Source organism: Halobacterium sp. KA-6 (assembly GCF_021029015.1).
Taxonomy (GTDB): domain Archaea; phylum Halobacteriota; class Halobacteria; order Halobacteriales; family Halobacteriaceae; genus Halobacterium.
Window position 1 is genome coordinate 38,922 of the sequence record NZ_JAJJZH010000012.1, and the last position, 19,139, is coordinate 58,060.

22 protein-coding genes are annotated in these 19,139 nt (G+C 61.9%); 16 read left to right on the plus strand and 6 right to left on the minus strand.

All coding sequences use genetic code 11. The features are described 5' to 3' along the window. The first annotated feature begins 1 nt into the window (after window position 1). The 9 genes from LPA46_RS16865 to minD all read left to right on the plus strand — a co-directional run bounded on the left by LPA46_RS16865 (window position 2) and on the right by minD (window position 10,174). Window positions 2-1,897, plus strand: a complete 1,896-nt coding sequence (locus LPA46_RS16865) for a methyl-accepting chemotaxis protein (protein ID WP_230893516.1) — start codon at window positions 2-4, stop codon at window positions 1,895-1,897. Continuing rightward, window positions 1,894-2,364: a FlaD/FlaE family flagellar protein gene (locus LPA46_RS16870; RefSeq protein WP_230893517.1), complete on the plus strand. Its 471-nt coding sequence runs from the start codon at window positions 1,894-1,896 to the stop codon at window positions 2,362-2,364. The genes LPA46_RS16865 and LPA46_RS16870 overlap by 4 nt, the downstream gene beginning before the upstream one ends. A 173-nt stretch (window positions 2,365-2,537) precedes the next feature. Continuing rightward, entirely contained in the window at window positions 2,538-3,893 is a 1,356-nt protein-coding gene (locus tag LPA46_RS16875; RefSeq protein WP_230893518.1) for a FlaD/FlaE family flagellar protein, read from the plus strand. After that, a complete protein-coding gene (locus LPA46_RS16880) occupies window positions 3,877-4,323 on the plus strand; it encodes a fla cluster protein FlaF (protein ID WP_230893519.1) in 447 nt (148 codons plus the stop codon). The genes LPA46_RS16875 and LPA46_RS16880 overlap by 17 nt, the downstream gene beginning before the upstream one ends. Continuing rightward, window positions 4,324-4,776 (plus strand): flagellar protein G, encoded by a 453-nt coding sequence (locus LPA46_RS16885; RefSeq protein ID WP_230893520.1) that lies wholly within the window; start codon window positions 4,324-4,326, stop codon window positions 4,774-4,776. Continuing rightward, entirely contained in the window at window positions 4,773-5,534 is a 762-nt protein-coding gene (locus LPA46_RS16890; RefSeq protein WP_230893521.1) for an ATPase domain-containing protein, read from the plus strand. The genes LPA46_RS16885 and LPA46_RS16890 overlap by 4 nt, the downstream gene beginning before the upstream one ends. A gap of 15 nt (window positions 5,535-5,549) precedes the next feature. Next, window positions 5,550-7,439, plus strand: coding sequence for a type II/IV secretion system ATPase subunit (locus tag LPA46_RS16895; protein WP_230893522.1), 1,890 nt, complete (start codon window positions 5,550-5,552; stop codon window positions 7,437-7,439). Between the two features lie 2 nt (window positions 7,440-7,441). After that, a complete protein-coding gene (flaJ, locus tag LPA46_RS16900; RefSeq protein ID WP_230893523.1) occupies window positions 7,442-9,181 on the plus strand; it encodes an archaellar assembly protein FlaJ in 1,740 nt (579 codons plus the stop codon). Window positions 9,182-9,229: 48 nt separating this feature from the next. Beyond that, complete coding sequence (minD, locus tag LPA46_RS16905) at window positions 9,230-10,174, plus strand: MinD/ParA family ATP-binding protein (RefSeq protein WP_230893524.1); 945 nt, start codon at window positions 9,230-9,232, stop codon at window positions 10,172-10,174. Here minD and LPA46_RS16910 read toward each other — a convergent pair whose 3' ends face one another. Both LPA46_RS16910 and LPA46_RS16915 read right to left on the minus strand, forming a co-directional pair. Further along, window positions 10,175-11,158 carry an aldo/keto reductase gene (locus tag LPA46_RS16910; protein ID WP_230893525.1) on the minus strand — a complete coding sequence of 328 codons (984 nt, stop codon included), beginning with the start codon at window positions 11,156-11,158 and terminating at the stop codon, window positions 10,175-10,177. A 57-nt stretch (window positions 11,159-11,215) separates the two neighbouring features. Continuing rightward, a complete protein-coding gene (locus LPA46_RS16915; RefSeq protein ID WP_230893526.1) occupies window positions 11,216-11,413 on the minus strand; it encodes a hypothetical protein in 198 nt (65 codons plus the stop codon). An 81-nt stretch (window positions 11,414-11,494) separates the two neighbouring features. Between LPA46_RS16915 and LPA46_RS16920 the strand changes: the two genes are divergently transcribed. The 3 genes from LPA46_RS16920 (at window position 11,495) to LPA46_RS16930 (ending at window position 13,221) form a co-directional block, all read left to right on the plus strand. Continuing rightward, on the plus strand, window positions 11,495-12,220 hold the full coding sequence (locus LPA46_RS16920) for a metal-dependent hydrolase (protein ID WP_230893527.1): 726 nt from the start codon (window positions 11,495-11,497) through the stop codon (window positions 12,218-12,220). Between the two features lie 90 nt (window positions 12,221-12,310). Further along, on the plus strand, window positions 12,311-12,706 hold the full coding sequence (locus LPA46_RS16925) for an OsmC family protein (RefSeq protein ID WP_230893528.1): 396 nt from the start codon (window positions 12,311-12,313) through the stop codon (window positions 12,704-12,706). 71 nt (window positions 12,707-12,777) lie between these two features. Further along, entirely contained in the window at window positions 12,778-13,221 is a 444-nt protein-coding gene (locus LPA46_RS16930) for a DUF5799 family protein (RefSeq protein WP_230893529.1), read from the plus strand. On the opposite strand, the gene LPA46_RS16935 is transcribed toward LPA46_RS16930, so the two are convergent. Continuing rightward, window positions 13,218-13,364: a DUF4806 domain-containing protein gene (locus LPA46_RS16935; RefSeq protein WP_230893530.1), complete on the minus strand. Its 147-nt coding sequence runs from the start codon at window positions 13,362-13,364 to the stop codon at window positions 13,218-13,220. The genes LPA46_RS16930 and LPA46_RS16935 overlap by 4 nt on opposite strands. Before the next feature lie 76 nt (window positions 13,365-13,440). Here LPA46_RS16935 and LPA46_RS16940 point away from each other — a divergent pair, with 76 nt between their 5' ends. From LPA46_RS16940 to LPA46_RS16950, 3 genes are all read left to right on the plus strand, one after another. Next, window positions 13,441-13,734, plus strand: coding sequence for a DUF5779 family protein (locus LPA46_RS16940; RefSeq protein WP_230893531.1), 294 nt, complete (start codon window positions 13,441-13,443; stop codon window positions 13,732-13,734). Between the two features lie 207 nt (window positions 13,735-13,941). Beyond that, entirely contained in the window at window positions 13,942-14,808 is an 867-nt protein-coding gene (galU, locus tag LPA46_RS16945) for a UTP--glucose-1-phosphate uridylyltransferase GalU (protein WP_230893532.1), read from the plus strand. Continuing rightward, window positions 14,805-15,737: a UDP-glucuronic acid decarboxylase family protein gene (locus tag LPA46_RS16950; RefSeq protein WP_230893533.1), complete on the plus strand. Its 933-nt coding sequence runs from the start codon at window positions 14,805-14,807 to the stop codon at window positions 15,735-15,737. The genes galU and LPA46_RS16950 overlap by 4 nt, the downstream gene beginning before the upstream one ends. A gap of 87 nt (window positions 15,738-15,824) precedes the next feature. Here LPA46_RS16950 and aglM read toward each other — a convergent pair whose 3' ends face one another. Together aglM and LPA46_RS16960 are read right to left on the minus strand one after the other, a co-directional pair. Then, complete coding sequence (gene aglM, locus LPA46_RS16955; RefSeq protein ID WP_230893534.1) at window positions 15,825-17,129, minus strand: UDP-glucose 6-dehydrogenase AglM; 1,305 nt, start codon at window positions 17,127-17,129, stop codon at window positions 15,825-15,827. A gap of 71 nt (window positions 17,130-17,200) precedes the next feature. Next, on the minus strand, window positions 17,201-17,548 hold the full coding sequence (locus tag LPA46_RS16960) for a hypothetical protein (protein ID WP_230893535.1): 348 nt from the start codon (window positions 17,546-17,548) through the stop codon (window positions 17,201-17,203). Between the two features lie 134 nt (window positions 17,549-17,682). Here LPA46_RS16960 and LPA46_RS16965 point away from each other — a divergent pair, with 134 nt between their 5' ends. Next, the gene (locus tag LPA46_RS16965; protein WP_230893536.1) at window positions 17,683-18,342 is read left to right on the plus strand and encodes a hypothetical protein; all 660 of its coding nucleotides are present in this window, start codon (window positions 17,683-17,685) and stop codon (window positions 18,340-18,342) included. Between the two features lie 17 nt (window positions 18,343-18,359). Here LPA46_RS16965 and LPA46_RS16970 read toward each other — a convergent pair whose 3' ends face one another. Beyond that, window positions 18,360-19,127 carry a DUF72 domain-containing protein gene (locus LPA46_RS16970; protein ID WP_230893537.1) on the minus strand — a complete coding sequence of 256 codons (768 nt, stop codon included), beginning with the start codon at window positions 19,125-19,127 and terminating at the stop codon, window positions 18,360-18,362. Between the last annotated feature and the right edge of the window lie 12 nt (window positions 19,128-19,139).

The following is a 19,139-nucleotide window of genomic DNA, read 5'->3' on the forward strand; positions in this document are numbered from 1 at the left end:
AATGTTGGGTACGCTTCGAAAATTACTCGGCTGGGGGTCGGAGCAGCCGGCGACGGACGGTGGCACCGACACCGGCCAGTTCTCCTTCGGCGGGCAGGACAGACACGCGGCGGCGGTCCGGGATGGCTACGAGATCGAGGGGGCTCGCCTCGACCCGAATCTCCCGGACGACGCCCACGAACACTTCGCCAGCCTGCTTGACGAAACAGGTCCGGAACCTGCGACGTACGTGCCCGCCTACGAAGCGGCTGGTGTGGACACCGCAGAGTTCGTCGCCGCACACGATGCCGCCGTTGACGGCGTCGTGCGTTCGGTCTTCGATCGATTGCGTGACGAGGACCTTGACGAGCAGTCACTTGACCGTGCGGAAGCGGAACTCCGAACGGGACTCGACGCCGTCGTACAGAACGCCGCAGCAGGTGTCGATGCATACAGCGACGAAGACCACGACCTGAACGTCGAGGACGACGAACTCTTGGATGGTGTTGGCGTCCCCGTGTTCATGCTTGACGCCGACGGAGAAGTTGTTGCGTGGAACGAGGCGCTTGCTGACCTCACGCAGTGCCCGGCCGAGGAAGCGGTCGGCATGAGTCACGCCAGCGAGGGGTTCTACCCGGACGGGCGTCGCGTCCAAACACTTGCGGACAAGGTTATCGAAGCGCCAGAGACCGCAGACCGCGAGTTCGGTGTCGAGCGCGCTGACGAGACTGATAACGGCTACGTCGACACCAGTACGATGGTGACCGCGGACGGCGAAGAACGCGAAATCCGGTTCACGGCTGCGCCGATATTCACCGACGGTGAACTCGTTGGGGTCGTCGAGACCGTCGAAGATCGTACCGACGATGTCCGCCGTACCGAGGCCGTTGAGGCCCTCGTCACCGAACTCAGCTCGACGATTGACGCGCTGTCGGATGGCCACTTGGACCGCCGCGCGTCCTTCGAACACGACGGCGTTATCGACGAGCGCTTGCTTGGCGTCGTCGACGACTTGAACGGGATGGCTGACGAGTTTGAACGTCTCGTCGGGCAAGTTGACGGGCGGACTCAGGAGCTCGCGACGTCGATTCGTCGCGCGACAGACGACGCAAACGAGATTGCGGAGACGGTCGGCCAACAGAATGAGATGCTGTCCGATGCCGCCAGCGAGATGCAGAATTTCTCGGCGAGCATGCAGGAGGTCGCGGCCAGCTCAGACCAGGTGGCCGCCGCCGCCGAGCAGGCCCAGACTGCTGCGGAAAACGGCTTGGATGCCAGTGAGGGCGCGAGCCAGGCGACCGACGAAGTGATTGACATTAGCGACGATCTCGTAGACAGCGTCTCCGAACTGGAGGAGAAGATGGACGAAATTGAAGACGTCGTTGACGTCATCGCGGAGGTCGCCGACCAAACGAATCTGCTGGCGCTGAACGCGAACATCGAGGCCGCGCGTGCCGGCGAGGCCGGGAGCGGGTTCGAGGTCGTCGCTGACGAGGTCAAACAGCTCGCTAATGAGACTCGCGAGCACACCGAGCGCATCGCGGGCAGCATCGACGACGTCCAGCAGCAGGCCAACGAGACGGTGCTCGCCGTCGAGGAGTCCCACGAGCAGATTTATCGGGCGGGCGACGAAATCGACGACGCGCTGACCGCGCTCGAGGAAATTGCGGACGCCGTTGATGAGGCCGCCACAGGAATTACGGAGGTCGCGCGCGCGAACGACGAACAAGCCTCGACGGTCGAAGACGTCATCGTTACCATCGAGGAAGTCCAAGATCAGGCCGAGCAGGCCGCGGATGCGTCCCAGCGTATCGTCGACGCGACCAGCGAGCAGTCCGAGGCGGTGCGCGAGCTGGACGACAGCGTCGACCAGTTGACGTCTAACGACGAGCGGCTCACCGAGGAAACCCAAGGATGACCCTGAACCCACGCGAGTACGACCCCGAAGAGTTGCGCAGTGCGGCCCGCCAGAGCGACGGGCAGAACATTCGCGAACTCAAAGAACGGCTCACCGAGCACGAACAAACTGCCGACGAGGCGATTCGGTCGAGCCAGCTCAAGCAGCTGCTGTTCATGCATTCGAGTGCGAGCGAGGAGAATCTTCAGCGGCCGTACCTCGAGACGATGCCGGGGAAGTACGCCGCCGAAATTACGCTGTTCGAGTGGCTGGAGTTTCTCTTGGAGCGTGGTGGCGTGAAGCGCTCGCTGGACGCCATCGACTACTACGCATCCATCGGCTGGGTCGGTGAGAACGCGGCCGAGGAACTCCGTGACCACGTTCGTGGGTTCGCGGGGCCGGCCGACGAGGAGGCGCACTCGGACTTCGAGATGACCGACCACGTGCTCAGTCTCGTGTTCATCGCGCGCCTCGCGTCGATGGAGTGACACGTTAAACTGGGAACTAGTCATCCAACTCTCAGAGGCGCTATCCTGCCGATACACTCGTTATTACTGCCGTTCACGTCACGTAGCCAACTGCAGGCGCTACGATCCCAATTGTTCGTTCTGAGAATTGGGGGAGAACATTAATTACGTCCGGGGCACCTGTATCTCTTCGAATGAAGTTTATCCACCTCACCCCGGCTGCGCTCGTCTTCGTGCAGCTCGGGGCGCTGGCCGTCGGGATGGCCAGTTGGCTCGACGACGACGAGGAGGGGTCAGGGGACTCCGCCGGCGACGAGGAGTTCGGCGGCGATGAGTTCGATGACGACTTCGACGACGAATTCGGGTCATTCGACGACATGGATGGCGGGGGCGGTGGTGCGGGCCAGGACGCGTCCGTCAACGAGCTCGAACACCGTATCGAGGAACTCGAGACCGAAGTGTCGAACGTCGCATCAAAGGCCAACACCGTCCGCAGCGAGAACGAACAGATTAGCGAGAGCGTCGAGGACGTCGAGGAGAACGTCCGCAAGCTCCTGGAAATCTACGAGATGGTGACTCGCGGGGTCAACCCGTTCGTCGACGACGTGAACGCCGACGCGATGGGCGGCGGGGGCGCCGAGAGCTTCGGCCTGTTCGATGACGACGATGACGGCGAGGACACCGCTGAAGAGGACCTCGACGCCGACATCACGGACGCCGACGCCGACGACTTCTTCGAGGACGACGCCTTCGAAGAGGACGACGAAGCTGAGGACGACCTCGACGACGATGGTATGGGGGAGTTCGACGACGGCTTCGACGATGGCGACGACGAGATGGACGGTTTCGACGAGTTCGACGAGGACGATGAAGCCGAAGACGACGAAATAGCTGACGAGGACGAGTCTGAAACCGGTGGCGACGGCACCTCGTTCGAGGACCTCAAAGAGGAGTACGAGTCCGGCGACGCTGACTGGGCCGAGGAGGACGACGACGAACCGGTGGCAGCCAGCGCCGAGAGCACAGCGCCGGTGGAGTCCGATGACTCCGACCTCGGGTTCGACGACTCGGACCTCGAAGCTGACACTGAGGATGATGAGGAGGATGGCGGTTTCGAGTTCGAGGAAGAGGAGACGAGCGTCGACGAGCCGACTAGCGCGGCACCGGCAGCACCCGGGCTCGGGTTCGCTTCGAATGGCGACGAGCCACACCTCACGGAGCCGCCGACGGGCTACCTCGCTGACGTCGTCGCCTTGGAGTGGCTGGACTACCTGCTCTCGGAGTTCGGGCCGAAGAACACGGTCCGGACGCTGAACTACTACGAGCGCATCGGCTGGATCGGCGAGCCGGTCCGAGACCACCTCTTCGACTACCTTGAGGGATTGACCGACTCGGACTACCTCTACCGCGAGGAGTTCGGGACGACCGAACTCACGATGGACGATCACCTCGAGAGCCTGGATTACATCGACGAGCTGGCGAGCGAGAACATCGAGCGCGCCATCGTCGACCGCTTCGACGACCTCCACAGGAATGGGATTCAGCGTTAGTGGCTCCGCGGCAATCTTGTTTATTGCCGCGTTCGTCTGCGTCGGTATCCTCTACTCGGCCGCGTACAATGGATACGAGCGTGTCCAAGACGCCGAGGATAGCTACGATGATAGAGTCCTTGAACAACGCAACACGGTCGTGAACGTGACTAATGCAACATACAATGCCAGCGGGAACGAGTACGTGAACGTGTCCGTAACTAACGAGGGGTCGACATCGTTGACCGTTAACGAGACAGATCTCCTGATTGATGGTGAATTCCAGCCCCGGGACAGTTACGAAACCTGGGACGTTGCGGGCCAGTCGAATACGACACTGTGGTTGCCCGGAGAAACCTACAACATCACGGTCCGGATGGCTACTCAACCTGATCGTGTGAAACTTGTCACATCATCCGGCGTGACAGAGACCGCAAAGGTGGTGGCCTGAATGGCGAGCGTCTCTTCGTCGACACTCATCATCTTTATCGCGAGCATCCTTGTTGCGGCGTCAGTCGCGGGAACGATGACAAACGGTGTCCAGCGGCTCAGCGGGGCGCTTGGTGACCGCAGCGTGGATGTCAGCCAAGATATCCGGACGGACGTTGAACTGATTAGTGATCCCGGGACACCGTCCTCGATCTACGACAGTGGTACGAGTAACATCACATTACTCGTGAAGAATACGGGATCACGGACGTTAGCTCCGACACCAGACTCCTTTGATATCCTCGTCGATGGCGAGTACGTCACGCCGGCGACTGTAACAGTCATCGACAGCGAGCGCTGGCAGGTGGGAGATGTTGCGCGTGTAACGCTCGAGCACAACCTCTCCGCGGGCGACCACCGAATCGTGATGACAGTTAACAGCGACGAAGAACTGTTGGAGTTCAGAACACCATGAGCACCCGAAACCTCTACTCGCTTGGGCTGGACGAACACGACCGGTTGAACAACGAGCTCGGCGGCGGGATTCCGGGTGGCAGCATCGTCCTCGTTGAGGGCGACTACGGCGCGGGGAAGTCCGCGTTGAGCCAGCGCATCACGTACGGCCTCTGCGAGGAACAACACTCAGTGACGCTGGTGTCGACGGAACTCACCGTGCGCGGGTTTATCGACCAGATGCACTCGCTGAGCTACGACGTCGAGGAACATCTCCTCAACGAGAACCTGTTGTTCTTCCAAGCGGACGTCGACTCCGGAGGAAGCACGTTACGAGGCGAAGACCCCGACGAGGGAAACCGCAAACAGTTACTCAAGCGCCTGATGGAGGCCGAGAAGATGTGGGATGCCGACGTCGTCGTCATCGACACGTTCGACGCTATCCTCCGCAACGACCCGAAGTTTGAGGCGCTTGTCCGCCAGAACGACGAGCGTCAGGCTGCACTAGAAATTATTTCTTTCTTCAGGGATTTGGTCTCGAAAGGAAAGGTCATCGTTTTGACCGTGGACCCCAGTACTGTAGATGAGGAAGCAATCGGACCGTTCCGCTCCATCGCCGACGTGTATTTCGAGTTACAGATGGCGGAGGTTGGAAACGACGTCCGCCGCTCGATTGCGGTGCGGCGGTTCGCCGGGATGGGCGAGCAGGTCGGTGACACGATCGGGTATTCGGTGCGGTCCGGAACCGGCATAGTCATCGAGAGTCGGAGCGTAGCGTAGCACAACCACACCACTATGGCAGACCACGGGAGCCGTCAGATCGGGCACGAACTCCGGGAGACAGCGAGTCGGAACGCCCATCTGCGCGAGTACCTCCAGCGATTCAAGCAGTTCACGGGGGAGTTCCCAGAACTCATTGATGAGCCCGACGACGAGTGGGAAGCGGACAAGCCGAACGTCCTCTACCCCGTCGGCGGCCCGATTTACTGCCATGTGTACGGCGACCTCGGGAAAGACACCAAGTACTACACCATCGAGCCGGAGCTCTCTGGCCCGGAAGCCGCGGTATTCAGCCAAGTCCGCGAGCGCATCCTCGAGAAGTCGGTGAACAAGCCGGCGCCCGAGCAAGAAGCCGAGTATGACGACCGTATCGAGGAACTCCTCGAAGAAACTGTTCGAATCAACGATGACGAGGACGGTGGCGTCTTCCAACGAGTGCGGTCACTGCCGAACAATCTCGGGACGCTGGTTCGGAACTTCAACACGTCATCGGTTGCCGATCAGATGGTCAGTGATGAGCGCGGCCAGATGTCGATGGACTCTGGGGACCTCTCCGGAAAACAAGTGAAGGCCGGTGCACGTCGGGTCGCAACCGCACCAAAGCAAGCTGCCAGACAGGTCCGCGCAGCGGTCCCCCTCGTTCGGGATGCATTAGAGGAAGCGTTCGGATTCGGCCGGATCCCCGTGACTGAGTCGACGTACGAGAACATCCGCTATCAGCTGAACCGCAACATCGTTGGGTTTGGGCCATTAGAACCGGTGATGCGTGACCCGTACAACGAGGACATTCACGTTATCGGCCCGAGCCACTGTTACGTCGACCACGGCACGTTCGGGATGTTGGAGACGACCGTTGATTTCGGGACGCCCGAGGAGTTCGATGGCTGGCTGCGGAACATGGGCGAGCGCATCGGCGACCCGGTGTCCGACTCCGACCCCATCGTGGACTCGACGCTCCCGGACGGCTCCCGTGTGAACATCATCTACAGCGACGACGTCTCCCTGAAGGGGCCGTCACTGACGATTCGTCAGGGCGACGAGGTGCCGCTCTCGGTCGGTCAGATTACCGACTGGGGGACGCTGTCTCCCGAGCTGGCGGCGTACCTCTGGCTGTGCCTGGAGAACGAGCAAACAGTGTTCGTGGTTGGGGAGACGGCGTCCGGGAAGACCACGACGCTGAACGCCATCATGTCGTTCATCCCCCGGGACTCCAAGATTTACACCGCAGAGGACACTGCCGAGGTGCTGCCGCCTCACGACACGTGGCAGCAACTGCTCACCCGGGAGGGGCAGGGCGAGAACTCCGCGGACGTGGACATGTTCGACCTAGTCGCGGCCGCGCTGCGTTCACGGCCCGACTACATCATCGTCGGTGAGGTGCGTGGCGAGGAGGGGCGCATGGCGTTCCAGGCGGCCCAGACCGGCCACCCCGTCATGCTGACGTTCCACGCCAGCGACATCGTCTCGATGATTCAGCGCTTCACGGGCGAACCCATCAACGTCCCGGAGACGTTCATGGACAACGCCGACGTCGCGCTGTTCCAGAACCGCGTCAAGCAGGGCGACGACGTGTTGCGCCGGGTTACCTCGGTGCAGGAAATCGAGGGCTACTCCAAGGAGATGGGTGGGGTCGTCACCCGGCAGGCGTTCTACTGGGACCCCGTCGAGGACGAGATTGTCTTCCAAGGCCGGAACAACTCCTACGTCCTCGAAGAGCAGATTGCGACGCTGCTGGGGTATGCTGACACCCGTGAGATCTACGACGAACTGGATTTCCGCGCGGACATCATGGAGCGCATCATCCAGGAGGACTTGACGGGGTACCACGAGTTCAACGAGACCATCGAGTCGTTCCAGCGGGACGGCATCGAAGGCCTGCCGTTCACCATCACGCGCGGGTTCTAATAATGGCCACCGAGGACGTCGAAGCTGAGCCGACCGGAACACTCGAAGACATCGAACTCGGCGATCTCTTTGATTCAATTATCGCGTCCTACCGGCAAATGCCGATGCCGGCGTACACGTATGCGTTGATTGTTATTGTGCCGGCGTTTGTATTCTTGGCCGCAACTGTGGCGGCCATTTTTCTTATCGATTTGCCAATCTTCGTCGCTGTCTTAGTTCCGATGCTCGGTGCGCTCGGGTTGGTAACGGCGCTACTGTACCCAAAAATCAAACTTGACCAGCGTCGGACACGGATGGAGAATCGCTTTCACTTATTCGTCACACATATGACTATCCTGTCGACGACGAATATTGATCGGGTGGAGGTGTTTCGCCGTATTGGTGAAGAATACGAGTATGGCCCGCTTGCGGAGGAAGCACGACGCATCGTCCAGCTTATTGATGCGTGGAATCAGAGTCTTGACGACGCATGCCGAATGCGTGCGAACAAGGTACCGAGCGACCTTGTTGCGGACTTTCTCGACCGGCTAGCATACACAATTAACTCCGGGGAGAGTCTGGAGGCGTATCTCACGTCCGAACAGGATGTCATCATCCGGAACTATGCGACCGTCTACGAGGGGCAATTAGAAAATCTGCAGGTGATGAAAGATCTGTATTTGTCGATGGTGCTTTCGGTGACGTTCGCGCTGGTATTCGCGACAGTCCTGCCGATCCTATCAGGTGCGAATCCGACTCTGACCGTGTCGGCAGTTGTCGTGTTGTATTCGTTCATCCAAGTTGGCTTCCTCTATGCAATCTATACGATTTCACCGAGCGACCCACTATGGTACTTTCCTGAAAATCGGACCACGTGGACGGAGTGGCGGCTCCGTATTTCGACCGGAGTCGGAGTTGGACTGTCGCTGGCCCTCACTTTGGGTGTATTAATGGTGTTCCTTGGGTGGACGGGAATTGACCCGCGTTCCATCCCGTTGCCGATGTACGCGGCGGTACCGACCACGCCGTTGGTTATTCCTGGGCTGGTTGCTCGTGGTGAGGAACGACGCGTGAAAGATCGCGACGACGCCTTCACGAGTTTCATCCGTGCACTTGGGGCCAGTGAAACTGCTCGCCAGACGACGACGACGCGAGTGCTTGAGACGCTTCGAAACAAGAACTTCGGCGCACTCACGGAGCTTGTAGAGGACCTGTATAAGCGCCTGAATCTTCGTATTGACGCGGAGCGGGCGTGGCGGTATTTCTCCGGTGACGCACACTCATATCTAATTCAGAAATTCAGCGAGATGTACCTTATCGGCCGGCAGATGGGTGGTGATCCAAAACACCTTGGCGATCTCATTTCCAGCAATATGAGCGAAGTTCAACAGCTTCGCCAGCAGCGCAATCAAGCAGCGTCAACGATGGTTGGTGTCTTGTATGGAATTACAGCAGCAGCAACGTTTGCATTTTTTATCGGGTTGGGTGTTGTGGACGTCATTTCGGGCCTTGGTCTTGACTTTTCAAATCCCGCGTTTGACGTCGGCGAGATTATTAATACCGCAGTATATGATATCCAATTAATTGAGTATCTGCTGGTGTTGACGATTCTCATTAACGCCTTATTGTCGTCGCTGATGGTTCGCGTGATTGATGGTGGTCACAAAGTCAACGCGTACATCCACTTTGTCGTAATGACGTGGATCTCTGCCATCATCGGCTCGCTAACACTCACGCTCGTAGAATCACTCCTTGCAGTGTGACCTTTCCTTGGGCCACACTTATATATCGTAGTCTGCTACTTTCGTACGATGAATGAGGCCGGTGGGGACGGATATGTATTCGCTGTCGCCAGTGGAAAAGGCGGCGTCGGGAAGTCAACGACCACAGCGAACCTTGGGGTCGCGCTCGCTGACGACGGGTTTGACGTGGCCCTCGTGGACGTTGACCTCGGTATGGCGAACCTCGCTGGCCTCCTCGGCGTTAATCCGGACGTCACCCTGCACGACGTGCTCGGCGGGGATGCGTCGACTGCTGATGCTACCTATGCGGTGAATGGCCTCACACTCGTCCCCGGATCGACTGACTTAGAGCAGTTCGCACGAGCAGACGCCAAATCCCTACATCGGGTAGTCGAATATCTCCGCCAGCGTAACGACGTAGTGTTGCTTGACGCTGGTGCGGGGCTGAGCCATGACATCGCGATGGCGATGAGCGTCGCCGATGGCGTTCTACTCGTGACTACTGCTGAGCTAGCATCACTGACCGATGCTACGAAGACTGGGAAGCTCGTCGGGAAACTCGACAAACCGGTTGTGGGGGCAGTATTCACGCGTACCGGCGACGGCAGCTTTGACGACGTTGAGGGAATCGCAACTGCACTGGGAACAACAGATGCCGTAACCGTCAGTGTGCCCCATGACGATGCCGTGAAACTCGCGGTGCGAAAGGGACAGCCAGTCGTCTCGCTGAAGCCGGAGAGCCCAGCGGCCCGCGCGTATGCCAGGCTTGCCGCGAAACTCGCGGATAGCATCGGTATTGAACCTGCGACTTCTCCTGAGCAAGCCGGCTTCGAATGGGTTGATCCCGCTACCGGAGAAGCCGAGAAGCCAACAGCACCAGTAGATGATGGCGACGGTCCAGTATACGAAATCCCCCTTGAGGACCTGATCGAGGAGGCAGGCCTGAATGCCGATGACGACGCCTCCGAGCGACGGGTGAAACTCTACGACCGCGTGAAATCGAAATTCTCGTAACTACCAGCGGTGGTGGACGTGCTCCTCAACGTACTTCTCGTAGACGTCACGAGTTGCGCCGTGGGCCTCGTGCGTGAGCGGGCGGGCGTTCGATGCAGCGACGTTGGTTTGAATGTGCTCGGGTGAGGTCGAGCCAGGAATCACCGTGGAGACGGCGTCGAAGTCCAGAATCCAACGGAGTGCGAACTGCGGCAGCGTGAGCATATCCGGGACGTGTTCGCGGAGTTCGTCGACAGCCGCGACGCCCGGTTCGAGGGGGACGCCAGCGAACGTCTCACCAACGTCGAAGGCGTCGCCCTCACGGTTGAAGTTCCGGTGGTCATTCTCCGGGAACTCCGTGTCCTCGTCGATGGCGCCCGTGAGCAGCCCCGAGGCGAGCGGGACGCGCACGATGACGCCGACGTTCTCGCGCGCGGCGGCTTCGAGGAAGCGCTCGGCGGGCCGCTGCCGGAACGGGTTGAAGATGATCTGGACGGTCTCCACACCGGGGTACTCGATGGCCTTCATGCCCTCCTCGACCTTCTCGACGCTGACGCCGTAGTGATTGATTTTGCCCGCGCTCTGGAGGTCGGCGAGCGCGTCGAACGTCTCGGGCTGGTAGTACGTCTCCGTCGGCGGGCAGTGGAGTTGGACGAGGTCCAACGAGTCGGTGCCGAGGTTGTCGCGGGAGCGGTCGACGAACCGTTCGAGGTTCTCGTGCGTGTAGCGGTCGGCCTCGTGCGGGTCGAGGCGGCGGCCTGCCTTCGTCGCAACCACGGGGTCCTCGTCGCGCTCGTCTAGCACTTCGCTGATGAGGCGTTCGCTGCGGCCGTCGCCGTAGACGTCCGCAGTGTCGAGGAAGTTCACGCCTGCGTCCAGCGCGGCGCGCACGGCGTCCTTGCCCTCCTCTTCACCGACATCGCCCCAGTCGGCGCCGATTTCCCACGTCCCGAGGCTGACTTCGCTGACGTCGAACCCGGTCGAGCCGAGTCGTCGCTGCTTCATACCGGACGACGAACCCGGACCTACCTAACGGTGTGGGAAAGCCGCGAGGCTGTCCGGTTAGTCGAAGTCCGGTGCGAGCAGTCCGAGCCCGACGGCGAACGCTGGCAGGCCGACGACGAGCAGGGACGCGACACCAAGCGGGTTCAGACCGTCGACGACGGCCGTCAGCAGCGTCAGCTGGGCGAGGACCAGCGCGAGTAGTCCGTCGCGCCTGTCGGCGGCGCTTCCATTCGTGGACTTTCGGGCGGCGTCCATAGATGGGGGCGCGTAGCGCTCTCGGAAGAACCCACCGGGCCGTCAGCTTTTATGTGTGCTTCGGGAGTAGTTGGAGATGCTATGGAACTGACCTGGTTCGGCCACTCGACGTGGCGTGTCGAAGTCGGCGAGACGACGCTGCTCATTGACCCGTTCTTCGACAACCCAAAGACCGACACCGACCCCGAGGAAGTGGACCCTGACCACGTGCTGCTCACGCACGGGCACGCCGACCACATCGCCGACGTGGACCGGTTCCGGGGCGCGCACTTCGTCTCGACACCCGAGCTCGCGGGCTACCTCGGCGACCAGTACGACATCGAGGACGCCACCGGGATGAACCTCGGCGGCACCGTCGAACTCGGCGACGCCTACGTGACGATGGTGCGCGCGGACCACTCCAACGGCATCGACACCGGCTACGGCACCTCCGCCGGGATGCCCGCGGGCTACGTGATTTCGGACACCAAGCCCACGCAGGTCGCCGACGAGGACAGCGAGACGTTCTACCACGCCGGCGACACCAGCCTCCACACGGAGATGCGGGACGTCATCGCGCCGTTCCTTGAACCCGACGCCGTCGCCGTTCCTGTCGGCGACCACTTCACAATGGGGCCGTGGCAGGCTGCCGTCGCCGTCGACTGGCTTGACGCCGACGTCGCGTTCCCGATGCACTACGACACGTTCCCACCCATCGAGATCGACACCGACGACTTCGTGCGCGAGGTCGAAGCCACCGGCAGCCCCGCCGATGTCGAGGTGCTCGACGGCGACGAGACGTTCGACCTCTCCGAGCACTTCTACTGACGGGTCTGGTGTGCGGTCATGAGGACCGTGTCCGGACCGGCTTCCGAAAGAACAACGCTTACGGCGCGGGCGCGAGTTGCCTCGCACGTAATGACAATCGAAGTCACCAGTACGTCCGAGGAAGGCTACGTCACGCGGTCGCGCGTCGGCGACTACGAACTGACTGTCGACGCAACCGAGGAAGAAGGCCCTGAGCCCAACGGCGTTCTCCTCGCGGACTACGCGTCGTGTTTCATCCCGGCATTCCGCGTCGGCGGCAACAAGGAAGGCTTCGACGACCTCGGCCGAATCGACGTCGACGTTGAGGGCGACCTCGACGACGAGGACGACCTTGAGGCGATTCGATTCCACATCCTCGTCGAAGAAGACCTTGACGACGACGACTTCGACGCCATCGTCGCCCGCGCCGAGGACATCTGCCACGTCCACAGCGCGCTCCGCGAGGGCCTCCACGCCGAAATCACCGGCGAGACCGGCGCGTTCTAAACGCGCGCTCCCGACACGAAACTCGTTTTTTCGTCGTAGCATACAAGCACGCCCACCGCGTAGCCGCGGCCATGACCGACGATTGGCAGGACATGGTGGTCGGCGCGCGCATGGCAGTTGACACCGAATTCACGGACCGAGTACGCGGCTCCTCGCTGTCGAACTCCCAGTGGGGGCTCGTGATGACCGCCGTCGAGTTCGACATCGAGGACGCCGACGATCCCGAGAGCGCCCGCATCGTCGCCGACACCTCGAAGCTCGAACACGTCCTCCCGGAAATGCAGAACGTCGACAAGCAGATGGCAATGGGTGGCGGCCGCGACCAGTCGAAAAGTAGCGGTGGCGTCGTCGGCGGCATCAAGGACGCGCTCGGCCTCGGCAGCGACGACGACGGCGACGAGGAACTCGAAGCGGAAGCGACGCAGCTCGCCGACGAGTACGCCGACGCGCTCCAGTCCCACCTCGAAGACAAGGGGAAGTGGGAGGCAGTCCGACGTGCGGCGGCCGACGACTAGCCGTCCCCGGAGTGGAACAGCGTGAGCTCCTCGGCTTCGTAGATGTTGAGGAGTTCCTCCACGAGTTCGTCGTAGGACTCGTCGTCCTCGCGGAGCGCGTCCAGTCGCTCGACGGTCTCCTCACTGAGGTGGACGTCCGGCATACACGTAGCTACAGCCGCCGCGAGCATAAATCCACTGTCGGGAAGGTTTTTGCCCCGTCGCGCCCACGCTACGACCATGTCTGACGGCTTCAACCTCGACCTGCGGAACGCCGAGGAGGAAATCGATGTTCCCGAGTCCTTCGATGGGAGCGTCGTCCTCGGCGTCCTCGACGGCACCACGCCCGACGGCGACTGGCTCGACGAAGTCCACGACGGCAACGTCCTCTTACTCGCCGTCGACGGCGATCTCAACGACCTCGCCTCGGGATTCGCCAGCGACGTCAAGGACGCCGGCGGCACGCTCATGCACTTCCGAGAATTCCTCGTCGTCGCACCACCCGGCGTTGGCGTGGACGCCGACCGGTTGTAGAACTTCGGGAACGTCGCATCGCGCGGCTATTAGGTTGATTCTTGGTGGGCGAAGCCGCCGCGACGAAGTCTATGCAGACAATCCCAAGTTCCTGACCTCAAGTGTCGGTTGTAGCGGCGTCCATCCGTTCGGGACCAGGGACCTCACGATCCGGATCGGTCTAATGGCAAGAAGTATCTACCTGGAAGGCCGACGGTCGGACAATTCATGGACGTCACCAAGGCTGTCATTCCTGCAGCGGGGTTTGGGACGCGTTTCCTCCCCGTGACGAAAGCCCAACCCAAGGAGATGATGCCCGTATTGGACAGGCCGACGATTCAGTACGTCGTCGAGGAGGCCGTCGAAGCCGGTATCGACGACATCCTCATCATCACGGGGCGCGGGAAGCAAGCGATCGAACGCCACTTCGACAAGTCCTACGAGCTTGAAGAGGCCCTAGAGAAGGACGGAAAGATTGACCGTCTGGACCGCGTCCAAGAGATCGCTGACTTGGCGGACATCCACTACGTCCGCCAGAAGGAGCGCGACGGCCTCGGTGACGCCGTCATGTACGCTCGCAAGCACGTCGGCGATCAGCCGTTCGCGCTCCTTCTTGGCGACACTATCATCGAGAGTGATACGACGTGCACCGAGTCGCTCATCTCGGCGGCCGAGGAACACGAGTCGTCCGTGCTCTCCCTGGAACGCGTACCCTGGGAGGACGTTCCCTCGTACGGAGTCGCGGACCTCGGTGGCGAGGAATCGACTGGAGGGAGCTTCCCCGTCGAGGACTTCGTCGAGAAGCCGCCTCAGGAAGAGGCACCGTCGAATCTCGCGATCACGGGGCGGTACGTCCTCACACCAGAAATTTTCGACCGCCTTGAGCAGACGGAGAGGGGCGTCGGTGGTGAACTTCAGCTGACGGACGCGATTCGCGAGCTTGAGGACGTGCGTGGCGTGGAGCTCAAGGGTGACCGCTACGACATCGGGAACATCCCGAGCTGGCTTCAGGCGAACATCGAGATGGCGCTCAAGCACGACGACGGCGAGATGAATGAGGCCGTGGAAGCACTCCTCCAGGAGCAAGTCGAATGAGCCGGATTCTCGTCACCGGGGCTGCTGGCTTCCTCGGCTCACATCTCTGCGATCAGCTGCTCGCGGACGGCCACGAGGTCATCGGGATGGACAACCGCGTGAGCGGGCAGACGGAGAATCTCGGCGACGCCTTCGATCACAAGAACTTCTCGTTCCACGAGCACGACGTCACGGAGTTCATTCACGTCTCCGGCGACCTCGACGCCGTATTACACCTAGCGAGCCTGGCGTCGCCCGTGTTCTACCGCGAGCACCCGATCAAGACACTGAAAGTCGGAGCGCTGGGCACGCACAAGACCCTTGGTCTCGCCAAAGAGAAGGATGCGACGTACCTTTTTACGTCGACGAGTGAAGTGTACGGCGATCCTGAAGTGAACCCCCAGCCCGAGGACTACCGCGGGAACGTCGACCCGTACGGGCCGCGGTCGTGTTATGACGAGTCCAAGCGCTACGGCGAATCGCTCGTCCGTGCATACCGCGACGAACACGATCTGGATGTTCGAGTGGCGCGCATCTTCAACACGTATGGTCCGCGGATGCGCCTTGACGACGGCCGCGTCATTCCGAACTTCGCGAAACAGGCGCTGACTGGGAAGGATTTGACCGTGTATGGCGACGGTGAGCAGACGCGGAGCTTCTGCTACGTCTCCGACATGATCGACGGGCTGGTGGCATTGCTGGAATCCGACGTCCAGGAGCCTGTGAACGTCGGGAACTCCGACGAGCGAACCATCAACCAGCTCGCGGAGCTCGTCATCGACGTGACGGACAGCGTCAGCGGCATCACCCACGAAGAACTCCCGCCACAGGACCCCCAGGTTCGCCGGCCAGATATCTCGAAGGCGCGCTCGGAGCTCGGTTGGGAGCCAGATGTCTCGCTCCGAGACGGACTGAGACAGTCAATTGAGTACTTCGAATCCCGAGTGTAAAGCGCCTCTGTAGTCTGCTTTCGCGGTCTACTGATCCCGTCGAAGAATGTCTGCTAACTGGCCGAAATTTCTCGATGGACGCGGCCGCTACCAGGTTAGTCCTTCGTAGACGATTCCGTCGCGACGGTCGATCGCGCGGCGGCCGTCGAGGACGATGGGTGTCCGCATCGTGTCGAACTCCGTGTCGAGGGCCGTGATTTCCGGCCAGTCCGTGACGACGAGCGCGGCGACGGCGTCGTCCAGGACGTCCTCGGGCGAGTCAGCGTACTCGATGTCCGGGAAGTGCTTGCGCATATTCTCGGCGGCCACGGGGTCGTAGGCAGCGACATTGGCGCCGCGGTTGTGGAGGCCGTCGATGACGGGGATGGCGCGCGAGTTCCGGACGTCGTCGGTTCCTGGCTTGAATGAGAGGCCGAGAACGGCGACTCGCTTGCCGGCAACGTCGACGTGACTGTCGAGGAGACCGAGCAGGCGTTCGGGCTGGCGGTCGTTGACCTCCGTCGCAGCGTCGAGCATTAGCGGCTCGTACCCTGCCTTGCGGGCAGCCGCGCGAATCGCAGCGGTGTCCTTGGGGAAGCAGCTGCCACCCCAACCGACTCCAGAGCGGAGGAAATGCTCGCTGATGCGGTCGTCGAGGCCGATGGCGTCGGCGACGTCGTACGCGTCGATGTCGTACTCCTTGCAGATGTTCCCGATGTCGTTGATGAGGCTGACTTTCGCCGCGAGGAAGCCGTTGTTCGCGTACTTAATCATCTCTGCCGTGCGCGTGTCCGTCTCCACGACGGGGGCGTCCGCATGGCCGACAAGTGGGTCGAAGACCGCATGCATATCCTCGAGCGCGCGGTCGTCGTCGGCACCGAGCACGACCTTGTCGGGGTCGCGGAAGTCAGCGACGGCAGTCCCTTCACGGAGGAACTCTGGGTTCATCCCGACGCCGAACTCTTCGCCGGGCGTTTGGCCGCTCTCCTTAGCGAGAATCGGCGTGATGACGTCCTCCGTGGAGCCAGGAACGACCGTGCTCTTCACGACGACCGTGTGCCACTCGTCTTTGCCGGCGAGCGTCCGGCCGAGCTGCTCGGCGCCGGCCTCCATGATGGAGAGGTCGATGCTCCCGTCGTCGTTCTGTGGGGTCGGCAGGCAGAGGAACGTGACGTGGGTATCGCGCACGGCGTCGTAGTCGGTCGTTGCCTCCAGCCGTCCGGTTCCATCCTCACCCGCGTGGTCGGCGACCAACTCCGGGAGCCCTTCCTCGTGAATCGGCGCGCGGCCGTCGTTGATGGTGTCGACGACGCCCTGGTCGATGTCCACGTTCACGACGGAGTGACCGAGGTCCGCGAAACACGCCGCGACAGTCGTGCCGACGTAGCCGCTGCCGACGATGCTAACATTCACGTTGAATCCACCTTGCCCGGCCTTACGCGAGGGCCGTATTAAGGTCGTTCGTCACGAACAGCGTCGTCAGTTCAGGCTGTCTCCTCGAAAATCGCGGCCGCGGACGTCTTCTCGCGGTTGAACGACGTCACCGTCGCACGAATGACGTCGCCCTCCGAGAGCCGCTCGGGAACGTCCTCGGTGAACAGCACGAATCCCTCAACTTTGCCGACGGCGACGCGCTCGCCGGAGTGGTGGTCCGTGAACTCGGTGATGCCGAACTCGTAGGTCTCCCCGAGCTCGACCGACGGTTCGCGTTCCTGCGCCGCCTCGTGGGCGCGCTGTGATTCACCGCCCGACGTGAGTCGCCGCCAGAGCCACAGTACGCCGAGTACGACGACAACTGCGCCGACGCCGCCAGCGACCAGCACGTAGTCCATACAGTATGCCTCTCGGTCGAGAGCTAAAATCCGTTGGCTTCGGGGACCAGTGCACCGTCGAGACGCGAACGGGAGTTGCGGCGGGAGCCGAGGGCAGGCCCTGTTTTTTGTGACTGGTCGTCGTGCGTAGTCGTATGCCGATGAAAGCCACCGGGCGCGCGACCGACTTCGCGGAAATCGACCGTTTCGACGACGGCGTCGGGTGGATTGCACACCCCGACGAGGAGATGCAACGGGCGAGCCATGCTCTCGCCGTTGATGGCGACGTTTGGGTGGTCGACCCCGTGGACGCCGACGGCATCGACGACCGGTTTGCGGAGTTCGGTGAGGTCCGGGGTGTCGTCGTGTTGATGGACCGCCACGGGCGGGACGCCGCGGCGATCGCACAGCGCCACAGCGTGCCGATTTACGTGCCGTCGTTCGCCGACCCCGGCATCGACGCGGGCACCCAGCCCGTGACCGGGGAACTACCGGGAACTAACTTCGAGGTCGTGCGGACCGTCGACTGGCCGGGCTGGGACGAGGCCGCGCTCTACGACGGCGAGACGCTCGTCGTCGGCGACGTACTCGGGACGGCGCAGTACTTCACGACCGGCGACGAGCGCATCGGAGTCCACCCAATGCTGCGCGTGAAGCCGCCAAGGACGCTTGAACAGTTTGAACCTGAACGTATCCTCGTCGGACACGGCGAGGGCGTGCTGGAGGCTGCATCGAGCGCGCTGGAGTACGCACTCGATGGCGCTCGGCGGCGCGCACCGAAAGCGTGGCTGGACGCCGTGCGCTCGATGGTGTAGTCTGGGGAGAACAGCGTTCAGTCTGCGAGGCGCTCGCGGAGCCGAGTCGCGTCCTCGAACATGTGGGTGTTGTTGAACATGACGTAGACGTCGTCGGCGTCTAACTCTTGGAGGCAGTCGGCGAGGTCGTCGAGTTCGTCGTCCTCGTAGCGGTAGTCGTAGTCGTGGATGTCGCCCGTTTCGCCGTGCATCCGGCAGTACGCGACGGCCGCGTCGTCGACGGGGTCGCGGTGGAGCGGATTGACGACGTGCACGAGGTCAAGCCCCTCGCAAACGTCGGCGACGCGGTCCGGGTCGTCTTTCCATTCATCGCGGGGCTCCCACGCAATCGTGTAGCCGCGGCGGTCCACATCGTCGAAGAATTCCCGGAGGTTCGACTCGTGCTCCTCGGTCGGCCCGAAACTCGGCGACGTCTGGAGCACCACAACGTCGGCGTCGAGCGCGTCCGCGCGGTCGAGCGTCGCGTCCCACGCGTCGCGGACCGCCTCGGAGTCCTTGAAGTAGCCGACGTCGCCCTCGGGGAGTGCATCCCGGTGGTTGTTCCACGTCGGGCTCGACGACGGGTGCGTGACCGCTTGCCACGCTTTCAGCGCGAACGTGAACTCCTCGCCAGCTTCCCGGCGCCACCGCTCGGCCGTCGAGACCTGCGGGAGCTCGTAGAACGTCGACTGCAGCTCCACGCTCTCGTACGCGTCGGCGAACGCCGCGAGCTTGCTCTCGTAGTCGTCCTTCCAGCCCTCGGTCGCGTCGTAGCGGCTGTACCCGCAGGTCCCGACCGTCACCATGTCCCCTGAGTC